This is a genomic window from Silanimonas algicola (assembly GCF_054777375.1).
The window spans coordinates 878,611-890,222 of the sequence record NZ_BAAHAS010000001.1 but is presented as its reverse complement, the minus strand read 5'-3'; the positions used below and the strand labels follow the sequence as shown (position 1 = coordinate 890,222).

The window sequence follows — 11,612 nt, the reverse complement described above, 5'->3', positions numbered from 1 at the left end:
ACCCCGTCGCGCTCAGGCCGCTGTCAGCGGCGCATACGCCAGCACCAGCCACTTCGCGCCACCGGTCTCGAAATCGACCTGCACGCGCACGTGGTTGCCGCTGCCCTCGGCGCTCTTCAGCACGCCGACGCCGAAATTCGGATGGCGCACGCGCTGTCCGACCTTGAAGCCCTTCAGCGGCGTGCTGTCGGCGTACTGCACGTCGCGTTCGCCGGCCCAGGCACCGCCCGCCGACGGGCGTGACACCGCCACCTTCGGCCGCACCTCGCGCAGCAGGGCCTCGGGCACCTCGCGCAGGAAGCGCGACGGCGCGCCGAGCAGCTCCTGGCCGTGCAGGCGGCGCGATTCGGCGTAAGTGATCAGCAGCTGCTCGCGGGCGCGGGTGATGCCGACGTAGGCCAGGCGCCGTTCCTCCGCGAGGCGGTCGCCTTCGGTGGAACGGATCGACGGGAACAACCCCTCCTCGACGCCGGCCAGGGTGACGAAGGGGAATTCGAGGCCCTTCGCCGTGTGCAGGGTCATCAGCTGCACCGCGTCGCTGCCGACGTCGGCCTGTGATTCGCCCGCTTCAAGGGCCGCATAGCCGAGGAAGGCGATCAGCTCGGGCATGTCGGCGTCGACGTCCTCGGTGCGCGCGTAGCGGCTGGCCACCGAGACGAGCTCGTCGAGGTTGTCGATGCGCGAGTCGAGCTGGTTCTTGCCTTCCTTGTCGTAGTGCTCGCGAAGCTTGGTGTCGGTGATGGCCTTCTCGACCTGCGCCGGCAGGTCGAGGTCTCGCGCTTCCTCGGCGAGCCGATCGACGAGGTCGAGGAACGCGGCCAGCGCATTCTTTGCACGGGCGGCCAGCGCCCCCGTGGCCGATAGGCGGCGCGCGGCATGCCACAGCGGTTCGGCGCCTTCGCGGGCGGCGCGGCGCACTTCGTCCAGCGTCTTCTCGCCGATGCCGCGCGGCGGCGTGTTCACCGCGCGCTCGAAGGCGGCATCGTCGCTGCGCGAGGCGAACAGGCGCAGGTAGGCGAGGGCGTCCTTCACTTCCATGCGTTCGAAGAAGCGCTGGCCGCCGTACACGCGATACGGCACCTGCGTCTTCAGCAGCTCTTCTTCGATGGCGCGCGACTGGGCGTTGCTGCGGTAGAGGATGGCGCAGTCGACGAGCCGCCCACCGGCGGCCACGTGCTGGCGCACGCGCTCGACGATGTAGCGCGCTTCGTCCATCTCGTTGTACGCGGCGTAGACGTCGATGGCGTTGCCGTCGCCGGCCTCGGTCCACAGGTTCTTGCCGAGCCGGTCGGCGTTGTGGCCGATCACCGCGTTCGCGGCGGCGAGGATGGTGCCGGTGCTGCGGTAGTTCTGCTCCAGCTTCACCGTGCGGGCGCCGGGGTAGTCGGCCAGCACCTTCTGCACGTTCTCGACCTTGGCGCCGCGCCAGCCGTAGATGGCCTGGTCGTCGTCGCCGACGATGAACACCTGGCCGCGCGCGCCGGCCAGCAGGCGCACGAAGGCGTACTGGATGGCGTTGGTGTCCTGGAACTCGTCGATCAGCAGGTGCGTGAAACGGCGCTGGTAGTGCGCCAACAGCGCTTCGTGGTCGCGCAGGGTCTCGTGCGCGCGGAGCAGGATCTCGGCGAAGTCGACGAGGCCGGCGCGGCGGCAGCGCACCTCGTACTCGGCGTAGGCGCGCAGCATCTCCTTGCCCAGGTAGTCGCCGCCGGCGATCTGGATGTTCTCGGGTCGTTGCCCCTCGTCCTTGCGGGCGTTGATCCACCACACGACCTGGCGCGGCGGGAAGCGCGAGTCGTCGAGGTCGAGGTCGGCGATGACGCGCTTCACCAGCCGGAGCTGGTCGTCGGCGTCGAGGATCTGGAAGCCTTCGGGCAGGCCGGCCTCCTGCCAGTGCAGTCGCAGCAGGCGGTGGGCGATGCCGTGGAAGGTGCCCACCCACAGGCCGCGCGTTTCGACGCCCAGCGTGGCGGCGATGCGGTGGCGCATCTCGTGCGCCGCTTTGTTGGTGAAGGTGACCGCGAGCAGGCCGTACAGCGGCACGCCCTCGACGGCATGCAGCCAGCCGATGCGATGCGTGAGCACGCGGGTCTTGCCGGAGCCGGCGCCGGCGAGCACGAGGTAGTGGCCCGGCGGCGCGGAAACGGCCTCGCGCTGGGCTTCGTTCAGCCCGTCGAGGAGAAAGGAGACGTCCATGCCCCGGATTGTAACGGGCGCCGCGCGCCCGCCACGTCACTTCAGGCAGCGCGCGAAGAAGGCTTCCGTCACCCGGTAGCGGTGCAGCGCGTCGGCACCGCGCAGCCCGTGCTTGGCCCCCGGGTAGGTCATCAACTCGAAGGGCTGGCCGCGCTGCTGCAGGGCGCTCATCAGCACGGTGGCGTTCGAGAACAGCACGTTGTCGTCGGCCATGCCGTGGATCAGCAGTAGCGGCTCGGTGAGGCCGTCGATGTGGGCGAGCACGCGGGCCTTGTCGTAGCCCTCGGGGTTGGCCTGCGGCAGGTCCATGTAGCGCTCGGTGTAGTGCGTGTCGTACAGCGCCCAGTCGGTCACCGGCGCGCCGGACACGCCGCAGGCGTAGGCGCCGCGGCTGCGGGCCAGCAGCATCAGGGTCATGTAGCCGCCGTTGCTCCAGCCGTGCACGCCGATGCGCCGGGCATCCACCCAAGGCTGCGCGCGCAGCCAAGCCACGCCATTGAGCTGGTCTTCGACCTCGACCGTGCCCTGGCGGCGGTACAGCGCCGAGAGGAAGGCCTGGCCGCGGCGCGGCGTGCCGCGGTTGTCGAGCGAGAACACCACGTAGCCCTGCTGGGCGAGGTAGCGGCTGAAGAAATGGTCGCCGCGGCCGGGCCAGCTGTTGGTCACCGTCTGTGCTGCCGGACCGCCGTAGACGTAGACGACGACCGGGTACTTCTTCCTCGGGTCGAAACCCGGCGGCTTGATCAGGCTGTAGCTCAGTTCAGTGCGGTTGTCGGCCGCCTTGATCGTGCCGAACTCGACCGGCGCATGGATGCTGCGGTAGGCGAAGTAGGGATGGCCTTCGGCGAGCGTGTTCTCGACGAGGGTGGCCAGCAGGGCGCCGTCGCGGTCGAACAGCTGGGTTTGTGGCGGGGTGGTGGCGTTCGACCACAGCGAGACGAAGCGCTCCGCCTGGCGGTCGAAACTGGCCGCGTGCATGCCCGCGTCGCGGGTCAGCCGGACGGGATCACTCCCGCCATCGAGGGCCACGCGGTAGACGTGGCGTTCGAGCGCGCCATCGCGCGTGCCGGTGATGTAGGCCACGCCGCGCGCCTCGTCGACGGCCAGCAGGTCTTCCACCATCCAGTCGCCGCGGGTGACGGGCTGCGGGTCGCGGCCGTCGGCATCGAACAGGTAGAGGTGCATGAAGCCGCTGCGCTCGCTGCCCCACAGCAGGCGGCCGTCGCCCATGACGTGCAGCAGGTCGTGCAGGTTCACCCAGCTGCGGCTGCGCTCGGTGATCAGGGTGCGCTGCGCGCCCTTGGCGAGGTCGGCCTCGATGAGCTCGAGCTTGCGCTGGTCGCGGCTCTGGCGCTGGAACAGCAGGCGCTGGGGTGCGGCCCAGTCCACGCGGGTGAGGTAGACGTCGGGTTCCGCACCTAGGTCGAGCCAGCGCGGCGACGCGCCCGCGGTCGGCGCGATGACGCCGAGCTGGATCAGCACGTTCGGCTCGCCGGCGGCCGGGTAGCGCTGGCGCACGACTTCGGTGCGGTCCGGGTAGATCTCGAAGCGTTCGCGCACCGGCACCGGCGTCTCGTCGATGCGGGCGAAGGCGATGGCGCTGTCGTCCGGCGCCCACCAGTAGCCGGTGTGGCGGCCCATCTCCTCGTCGGCGACGAACTCGGCGACGCCGTTGCCGATCACGTCGCTGCCGTCATGGGTGAGCTGGGCCTCCTTGCCGGTGGCGACCTCGACCACCCACAGGTTGCGACCGCGGATGAAGCTGACGAAGCCGCCCTTCGGCGAGACCTTCGGGTCGGTGGCGAAGCCCTCGCCCGAGGTCAGCTTGCGCGCGCCGGCGTCCGGCGCACCGAGGTCGAACAGGTAGAGCTCGCCGCCGAGCGGGAACAGCAGGCGGCGGGAATCCGGGAACCACGCGTACTCGACGATGCCGGACAGCGCGGCGGTGCGCTGGCGCTCGCGGCGGGCCTTCTCCTCGTCGCTGAGTTCACCTTCGCCGTCCGGCAGCAGCGCCTTCGAATCGACCAGCAGCGCAGCCTGCGTGGTCGCCACGTCGAAGGCCCAGAGGTCGAGCTGGTTGCGGTTCTCGGCCTTGCCCTTGAGGAAGGTGATGCGCGTACCGTCGGGCGAGAACCGCGGTTGCACGAGCGTCGGGCCGGAGAGCGGCGTGTCGCCGGTGATGGCCTCGAGGGTCAGGCGCGGCGTCGTGGCGGTGGGCGTGGCAGCGGGCGTCGAGCTCATGGCAGGCAGGGCGAGGGCGCCGCAGGCGGCGAGTGTGAAGGCGGCAAGGAGGCGCATGCGCGGCGGTCCGTCGTGGTCGTGCGGGGCGTAGGGATCAGGATTTCGGCGTGATGCCGAACAGGATGCGCTTCTGTTCGTCGCTGAGTTCGGCAGGCCGGGCGAAGCGCGGGTCCTTGGCGACGGCATAGGCGCGCGCCGTGGCCGGGCGGGCGGCGATGACCTCGCGCCAGCGGCGCAGGTTCGCATGCGGCTCGAGGTCGAGCGGCGCCTTCGTGTACGGCGAGATCCACGGATAGCAGGCCATGTCGGCGATCGTGTAGTCGTCGCCGGCGAGGAAGGACCGGCCCTCGAGGCGGCGGTCGAGGACGCCGAGCAGGCGCTGCGCCTCGCGGGCGTAACGCTCCTGCGCGTAGGGGATCGTCTCCGGGGCATAGACGTGGAAGTGGCCGTACTGGCCCGTCATCGGGCCAAGCCCCGCCATCTGCCAGAACAGCCACTCCAGCGTGGCGGTGCGGCCGCGCCGATCGGCCGGCAGGAAGCGGCCGGTCTTCTCGGCGAGGTAGAGGAGGATGGCCCCGGACTCGAACACGCTCATCGGCGCCCCGCCGTCGGCCGGCGCGTGGTCGACGATCGCGGGCATGCGGTTGTTCGGCGCGATGGCGAGGAACTCGGGGCGGAACTGCTCGCCCGCGCCGATGTTCACCGGGTGCAGCGTGTACGGCACGCCGGCTTCCTCGAGGAACAGCGTGACCTTGTGGGCGTTGGGCGTGGGCCAGTAGTGCAAGTCGATCATGGCGTGCGGCGTCGCGGGGCGAAGCCCGGAGCTTAGCGTTTCGTCCTCACCGCGGCGGTCAAGGCCCCATCTGAACCGAGAGCGACCGAGGCTCGCATTCGGCCCGGGGTGGCGCGTCAGGCTGCCGTCAGGGAGCGGGGGCAAGGTACGTCACGTGACCGCCACCGCAGGGTCTGGCGTTCCGTCATTCCTGAAACCTCTGCCCATAGGTGCTCCCATGACATCGCGTCTTCTATCAATCGCCCTCGCCGGCCTCGCAGCCAGCGCCGCTAGCGCCAATGACACCGCCACTCCGATGGATGCCCGCAGCATCATCGGCCTACTGGACGCCCGGGGTTTCGTGGCGATCCATGAGCTCGAACGGCGTCACGGTCTGTGGACCGCGGAGGGCACCTCGCAGGACGGACGCTCCGTCTATCTGCTGGTTGACGAAGGTCAGCGAACGGTCGACGCGGTCGGCGAGGGCGGGCAGGGCGGCCTGACGATCGAAGAGATCCGCCGCCTGCTGTCGGCGCAGGGCTACCGCGACCTTCATGGGTTCGATTTCGACGACGGCCTCTGGGAGGTCGAGGCGCTGAATCGCGACGGGATCCGCGTCGAACTCCTCGTCCACGGGTTCGACGGTCGCGTCGTGTCGGAAACGCGGTACGGCACGCCCCCGGCGAACGCGGGCTTCCTCAGTGCGGCTGACATCACTGCGCGACTGCTCTCCTTGGGCTACTCCAGCATCCGCGTCATCGAATTTGATGACGGAAAGTGGGAAGTCGAGGCCCGCCATCCGGCCGGCTACTGGGTCGAGGCGTATCTGGATGCTCGGACCGGTGCGATTCTCCGCGAATGGCGTGAAGACGGCCCGGGCGCTGCCGGCCCGTTCCTGTCGGCCGCAGAGGTCACCTCCCGCCTTGCTGCATTGGGTTACACCCAGATCCGCCCGATCAAGATCGATGACGGCAAGTGGGAGGTGGAGGCACGAAACCCGCGCGGCCATCGCGTCGAGCTGTACGTCGATGCGCGGACCGGCGTCATCCTGCGCGAAGCGCGCGACTGACCGCCCCCTGCGTGCCGTCCCCCACCCGCCCCGCAGGGCCACGCCCTGCGGGGCGGGTGCGTTGCGTGCTGTGGCACGCTCCCTGACGAACGCCTGCCACCGGACTGCTCGATGCGCCTGCTTCTGGTCGAAGACCACCCCCCATTGGCCGCCGCGGTGGCGGCGGCGCTGACGCGTGCCGGCTTCACTGTCGACCACGCCGCTTCGGCGCGCGAGGCGCGGGCCATGGCGGGTACGGCCGACTACGGCCTGGTGCTGCTCGACCTCGGCCTGCCTGATGGTGACGGCCTTCGCCTCCTGCCGGCGCTGCGCGACGGCGGGCGCGTGCCGGTGATCGTCCTCACCGCCCGTGACGCGCTGGAGGATCGCCTCGCCGGCCTGGATGGCGGTGCCGACGACTACATCCTCAAGCCGGTCGAGATGTCGGAGTTGGCGGCGCGCTGCCGTGCGGTGCTCCGCCGCCCCGGCGAGCGTGCCGCGACCACCTTGCAGGTGGGGCCGATCGCTTTCGACACCGTGCATCGCAGCGTGACCGCCGATGGCCGTGCCGTCGCCCTGGGCCGGCGCGAGACGGCCATCCTCGAGCAGCTGATGCGCGCGGCGGGTCGGGTGGTGGCGCGCGGGGCCCTCGAGGAGGCGATCTACGGCTTCGACGACGAGGTCGGGCCGAACGCGCTCGAGGCGGGCATGTCGCGCCTGCGCCGCGCGCTGGCCGCGGCCGGTTGCCCGTTGCCGATCGTGACCGTGCGCGGCATCGGCTGGATGCTGGCGAAGGAGGCCTCGCCATGATCGACACGCCGCGTTCGCTCGCCTCGCGCCTCACCGCGCGCCTCTTCGTGATCGCCGCCGCGGCGCTGGTGGTGAACATGCTGGCCGTCGGCCTGTACTACGGCGTTGATCGCCGGGCGATGGAGGGCGAGGTCGTCGAGCACCGGCTCGGCCTCGTGGCGGAGGCCGTCGATCCCGCGTCGGGTCGCGTCGCCGCGTCGGCGCGTGCCCTGTACGACGCGCATCCCGACGCCTATGCGTTCGTGGTCGCGGATGCCGACGGGCGGGTGCTCGACGCGGCCAACCCCGGCCTCGTCCCGCGCCGCGCCTTCGAGGAGGCCGCGTTCGCCGATGACTGGCTCGCACACCGCACCTCGGGCGCTCGCTCGCTGTTGATCGCGTCCAAGAAGGCCACCCTGGGCGGCCGCGAGCTCCGGCTGGTCTTCGTGATGCGCGAGGATCCCGCCCACCTGCTGCCGCGTGCGCTGCTCGCGGAGTTCGTCGGCCACATCTGGCTGCCCATCGTCCCAGTGGTCGTGCTGCTGATCGCGGCGAACGCCGTGCTGATCCGGCGCGGCCTCTCCCCGGTCACGGCCGCGGCGCGCTGGGCGAGGAGCGTGCGCCCCGGGCATCCGCCCGCGCCCTTGCCGTCCGGTGACCTGCCCTCCGAGGTCGTCGACCTCGTCGACGCGACGCGACGCTCGCTGGATCGCCTGAACGACGCGCTGTCCGCCGAGAAGCGGCGGGCCGCGGAGGCCGCCCATGCCCTGCGCACGCCGGTGGCGGTGCTGGCCGCGCGCCTCGACGCGCTTCCTCCCGGGCCCGCGGCCGACCAGCTTCGTGCCGACGTGGTCGCGCTCTCCCGCACGGTGCGCCAGGTCCTCGCCTCGGCGAACGCCGATGCCTTGCAGGTCGACGAGTCCGTGCGCACGGACCTGGGTGCGGTGGCCTCGCGCGTCGCCACCGCGCTGGCCGCGTTCGCCGCCTTGCGCGGGGTGGAACTCGCCCTCGAACTCCCGGCGGTGCCGATCATCGTCGCCGCCGAGTCCGACGCCCTCGAGCTTGCGCTCTCCAACCTCGTCGAGAACGCGATCGTCCACGGGGGGGCGGGCGTGGTCGACGTCACGGTCGGGCCCGGCCCCGAGGTGTGCGTGCGCGATCGTGGGCCGGGAATTCCGCCGGGTGCCGGGCGATCGCTGTTCCAACCCTTCTGGCGCGGTGCCGATGCGGAGCCCGGTGGCGCGGGTCTCGGCCTGGCGATCGTCGAGCGCGTGCAGCGTGCACAGGGCGGCGACGTGTTCGTGGAGTCGCCCGCCGATGGCGGTGCGGTGTTTCGACTGCGGTTCAGGTGCGGCTGAGCGTCGTCAGGCTCTCGTCAGGCGTGGCGCCCAGCATGGCTGCCGTGGATGGCGCCGGAGTGTTTCCGGCGCGACACGCCCCTACCCACGGAGACCTGCCATGAAGACCCTCGCCATTGCCTTGATCCTCGCGCTTTCGCCTGCCTTGGCCTTCTCCGCCGAGCGCATCACCCCCATCGCCGACGCCCAGCGCGGCAGCATGGTCACGGTGCAAGGCACCGTCGAACGCATCACCGACGAAGACGAGTTCCGCCTTGCCGACACCAGCGGCAGCATCCGCGTCTACGTGGGTCCGAACTGGGTGCCGGCGGATGTCGGCGAGGCCGTCACGGTGCACGGTTTCGTCGACGACGACCTTGGGCCGCGCGAGCTCTACGCCCGGACCCTGACGCGAGCCGATGGCAGCGTCGTCACCTTCGACCGCCGCTACGACTGGTGAGCGCAGCAGGCCGCCCCGGCGCAGCGCGCGCCGGGATGCGGCTTACGCCAGGTAGCCGCCGTCGACGGTCAGCGTCGTGCCGGTCACGTAGCTCGCCGCGTCGCTGAGCAGGAAGAGCACCGCCGGCGCGATCTCGTCGGGCTGTGCGGCGCGGCCCTGCGGGATCAGCTGGCTCATCATCCCCATCATCTTCGGGTTGCCGGTGATGGCGCTGGCGAACTTGGTGTCGGTGAGGCCCGGAAGCACGGCATTGACCCGGATGCGTTGCGCCGCCAACTCCTTCGCGAAGCCTTCCGTCATGTTGACGATGCCGGCCTTGGTCATCGAGTAGATGCCCTGGCCGGGCGCCGGGCGCTTCGCGTTCACCGAGGCCACGTTGACGATCGATCCGCCGCCGGCCTTCGCCATCCGCTTCGCGGCCTGCACCGTGGCCCAGAAGTAGCCGCGCAGGTTCACCTCGACGGTCTTCTCGTAGGCCACGAGGTCCATGTCCAACATCGGGCCGAAGTAGGGGTTGGCCGCAGCGTTGTTGACCAGCAGCGAGACGGTTTTACCCTCGGTGTCCAGCGCGGCGAACAGCGCCTCGATCGCGGCCGGATCACCGATGTGCACGGCCCGCGCCTCGGCACTGCCGCCGGCCGTACGGATGGCCTCGGCCACGACCTCGCAGCCGTCGAGCTTGCGACTGGTGCAGATCACGTGCGCGCCCTGCGCCGCCAGCAGGTGGGCGATCGACTCGCCGATGCCGCGCGAGGCGCCGGTCACCAGGGCGGTGCGGCCGGCCAGCGAGAAAAGGGTCGAGGCGTCACTCATCGTCTACTCCATCGCACGGAGCGCTTTGCGCTAGGCTCGCGAACCTACCACACCCGACCGTACGGACCGCCAATGACCGCTGGCTCGATCAATCCCGCCGCCACCGCGCCTGAGCGCGTCCTGATCACCGGAGGAGGCAGCGGCCTGGGCCTCGCCCTCGCACAGCGCTATGCCCGCGACGGCGCGAAGGTGTTGGTCGCCGATCTCGACGCGGCGCGCGCGCAAGCCGCGGCGACCGGCCTGCCTGGCAGTGGCCACCATGCGTTCCACGTCGACGTCGGCGACGACGATTCGGTCGTCGCGTTGAAGGGGCAAGTCGAAGCCGTGGTGGGCGGCGTCGACGTGCTCGTCAACAACGCCGGCATCGCCAGCGGCGGTCCCCTGCTGGGCACCGACATGGACGAGTGGCGGCGCCTGATCGAGGTCGACCTGCTCAGCGTCGTGCGCGGCACGCTGGCTTTCCTGCCCGGCATGGTCGAGCGGGGCCGAGGTCATGTCATCAGCACCGCGAGCTTCGCGGGCCTCGCCGGCGCACCGGGCATCATGAGCTATGGCGTGGCCAAGGCCGGCGTCGTGGCCTTCTCGGAGCAGCTGCGCGCCGAGATGCACGGCACCGGGGTCGACGTCTCGGTGCTGTGCCCGGCGTTCTTCCGCACCAACCTGCTGGAGAACTTCCACGGCGACCCCAAGGTCCGTGGCATGGCCTCGCGGATGATGGACAAGAGTCCCGACACGCTGGATTCGGTCGCCGATGCGACCTACGCCGCCCTAAAGGCCCGAACTTTCCTCGTGCTGCCGACGAAGCACGAGCCGATGCGCTGGCGCCTCAAGCGCTGGTTCCCGGACTGGTACTTCAAGAAGCTGATGGAGACCGCTGGCGCGATGCGCCGCGGCTGACGGAGACGATGCGATGACGTGGATGATCTACGGGGCCAACGGCTACACCGGTCGCCTGATGGCCAAGGCCGCGGTGGCGCGCGGCATGAAGCCCATCCTCGCCGGCCGCCGCCGCGAGGAGCTCGAGGCGATGGCGCGCGAGCTCGGTGGCTTGGAGGTGCGCGTGTTCGGCTTGGAGCCCTCCGCACTCGACCTGGGCCTGCGCGGCGTCACCCTCGTGCTGCACTGCGCCGGGCCGTTCTCGGAAACCTGCGCGCCGATGCTCGAGGCCTGCCTGCGCGCGAAGGCGCACTACCTCGACATCACCGGCGAGATCGACGTCTTCGCGCACTGCCACCAGCAGGATGCGCGGGCGAAGGCGGCCGGCATCGTCGTGCTGCCGGGTTCCGGCTTTGACGTCGTGCCGACCGATTGCCTCGCCGCGCAGCTCAAGCGCGACCTGCCCGACGCCAGCTCGCTCGTGCTGGCCTTCGAAGCCGGCGGCGGCCCCAGCCCGGGAACGGCCAAGACCAGTGTCGAGGGCCTCGGCAAGGGCGGCCGCGCCCGCATCGGTGGCCAGATGACCACGGTGCCGCTGGCGTGGAAGAGCCGCACCTTCGATCGCGACGGCGAACCCCGCACGGCCATGACCATCCCCTGGGGCGACGTGTACACGGCCTACGTCAGTACGGGCATCCCGGACATCGAGGTCTACATGGCGGTGCCGCCGGCGGTCATCGGTCGCGTCCGGCGCCTGCGCCTTGTCCGGCCCCTGCTGGGCCTGGGCCCCGTGCAGCGCTTCATGAAGGCCCGCGTCGAGAAGAGCGTGCGTGGCCCTTCGGAGGCGAGGCGCGGCAAGACCGATACGCTGGTCTGGGGCGAGGCGCGCACGCCGGATGGCCGCGAGCTCAAGCGCCAGCTGCGCACGCCCAATGGCTACGAGCTGACTGTGACGGCGGCCCTCGGCATCGCCGCGAGACTGCTCGCGGGGCCTGCCGATCCGGGGTTCAAGACCCCATCCATGCTGATGGGCGCGGATTACGTGCTCGGCCTGCCCGGGGTCGCGCTGGTAGGCTGAGG

General features: G+C 70.8%; 10 protein-coding genes. 6 read left to right on the top strand and 4 right to left on the bottom strand.

The features are described 5' to 3' along the window. Nucleotides 1-12: 12 nt before the first annotated feature. The 3 genes from uvrD to ACYVAK_RS04180 form a co-directional block, all read right to left on the bottom strand. Entirely contained in the window at nt 13-2,196 is a 2,184-nt protein-coding gene (uvrD, locus tag ACYVAK_RS04190) for a DNA helicase II (protein ID WP_461058265.1), read from the bottom strand. A gap of 36 nt (nt 2,197-2,232) precedes the next feature. After that, nucleotides 2,233-4,437, bottom strand: a complete 2,205-nt coding sequence (locus ACYVAK_RS04185; RefSeq protein WP_461058638.1) for a S9 family peptidase — start codon at nt 4,435-4,437, stop codon at nt 2,233-2,235. Between the two features lie 94 nt (nt 4,438-4,531). After that, nucleotides 4,532-5,230, bottom strand: coding sequence for a glutathione S-transferase N-terminal domain-containing protein (locus ACYVAK_RS04180; protein WP_461058263.1), 699 nt, complete (start codon nt 5,228-5,230; stop codon nt 4,532-4,534). A 217-nt stretch (nt 5,231-5,447) separates the two neighbouring features. Here ACYVAK_RS04180 and ACYVAK_RS04175 point away from each other — a divergent pair, with 217 nt between their 5' ends. The 4 genes from ACYVAK_RS04175 to ACYVAK_RS04160 all read left to right on the top strand — a co-directional run bounded on the left by ACYVAK_RS04175 (nt 5,448) and on the right by ACYVAK_RS04160 (nt 8,843). Continuing rightward, complete coding sequence (locus tag ACYVAK_RS04175) at nt 5,448-6,278, top strand: PepSY domain-containing protein (protein ID WP_461058261.1); 831 nt, start codon at nt 5,448-5,450, stop codon at nt 6,276-6,278. A 111-nt stretch (nt 6,279-6,389) separates the two neighbouring features. Next, a complete protein-coding gene (locus tag ACYVAK_RS04170) occupies nt 6,390-7,067 on the top strand; it encodes a response regulator (protein ID WP_461058259.1) in 678 nt (225 codons plus the stop codon). After that, nucleotides 7,064-8,404 carry a sensor histidine kinase gene (locus tag ACYVAK_RS04165; RefSeq protein WP_461058257.1) on the top strand — a complete coding sequence of 447 codons (1,341 nt, stop codon included), beginning with the start codon at nt 7,064-7,066 and terminating at the stop codon, nt 8,402-8,404. The genes ACYVAK_RS04170 and ACYVAK_RS04165 overlap by 4 nt, the downstream gene beginning before the upstream one ends. 100 nt (nt 8,405-8,504) lie before the next feature. Then, a complete protein-coding gene (locus ACYVAK_RS04160) occupies nt 8,505-8,843 on the top strand; it encodes a hypothetical protein (RefSeq protein WP_461058255.1) in 339 nt (112 codons plus the stop codon). A 42-nt stretch (nt 8,844-8,885) separates the two neighbouring features. Here the strand turns inward: ACYVAK_RS04160 and ACYVAK_RS04155 are convergent, their stop codons facing one another. Further along, nucleotides 8,886-9,656 (bottom strand): glucose 1-dehydrogenase, encoded by a 771-nt coding sequence (locus tag ACYVAK_RS04155; RefSeq protein WP_461058253.1) that lies wholly within the window; start codon nt 9,654-9,656, stop codon nt 8,886-8,888. Between the two features lie 72 nt (nt 9,657-9,728). On the opposite strand from ACYVAK_RS04155, the gene ACYVAK_RS04150 reads away from it, so the two are divergent. Both ACYVAK_RS04150 and ACYVAK_RS04145 read left to right on the top strand, forming a co-directional pair. After that, nucleotides 9,729-10,553, top strand: coding sequence for an SDR family NAD(P)-dependent oxidoreductase (locus tag ACYVAK_RS04150; RefSeq protein ID WP_461058251.1), 825 nt, complete (start codon nt 9,729-9,731; stop codon nt 10,551-10,553). A 13-nt stretch (nt 10,554-10,566) separates the two neighbouring features. Further along, entirely contained in the window at nt 10,567-11,610 is a 1,044-nt protein-coding gene (locus ACYVAK_RS04145) for a saccharopine dehydrogenase family protein (protein WP_461058249.1), read from the top strand. Nucleotides 11,611-11,612 lie beyond the last annotated feature (2 nt).

Excerpts from the sequence above, each read along its gene's own strand:
- ACYVAK_RS04150 (WP_461058251.1), top strand. The coding sequence starts at position 9,729 with ATGACCGCTGGCTCGATCAATCCCGCCGCCACCGCGCCTGAGCGCGTC.
- ACYVAK_RS04185 (WP_461058638.1), bottom strand. The coding sequence starts at position 4,437 with ATGAGCTCGACGCCCGCTGCCACGCCCACCGCCACGACGCCGCGCCTG.
- ACYVAK_RS04175 (WP_461058261.1), top strand. The coding sequence starts at position 5,448 with ATGACATCGCGTCTTCTATCAATCGCCCTCGCCGGCCTCGCAGCCAGC.
- uvrD (WP_461058265.1), bottom strand. The coding sequence starts at position 2,196 with ATGGACGTCTCCTTTCTCCTCGACGGGCTGAACGAAGCCCAGCGCGAG.
- ACYVAK_RS04180 (WP_461058263.1), bottom strand. The coding sequence starts at position 5,230 with ATGATCGACTTGCACTACTGGCCCACGCCCAACGCCCACAAGGTCACG.
- ACYVAK_RS04160 (WP_461058255.1), top strand. The coding sequence starts at position 8,505 with ATGAAGACCCTCGCCATTGCCTTGATCCTCGCGCTTTCGCCTGCCTTG.
- ACYVAK_RS04155 (WP_461058253.1), bottom strand. The coding sequence starts at position 9,656 with ATGAGTGACGCCTCGACCCTTTTCTCGCTGGCCGGCCGCACCGCCCTG.
- ACYVAK_RS04170 (WP_461058259.1), top strand. The coding sequence starts at position 6,390 with ATGCGCCTGCTTCTGGTCGAAGACCACCCCCCATTGGCCGCCGCGGTG.
- ACYVAK_RS04165 (WP_461058257.1), top strand. The coding sequence starts at position 7,064 with ATGATCGACACGCCGCGTTCGCTCGCCTCGCGCCTCACCGCGCGCCTC.
- ACYVAK_RS04145 (WP_461058249.1), top strand. The coding sequence starts at position 10,567 with ATGACGTGGATGATCTACGGGGCCAACGGCTACACCGGTCGCCTGATG.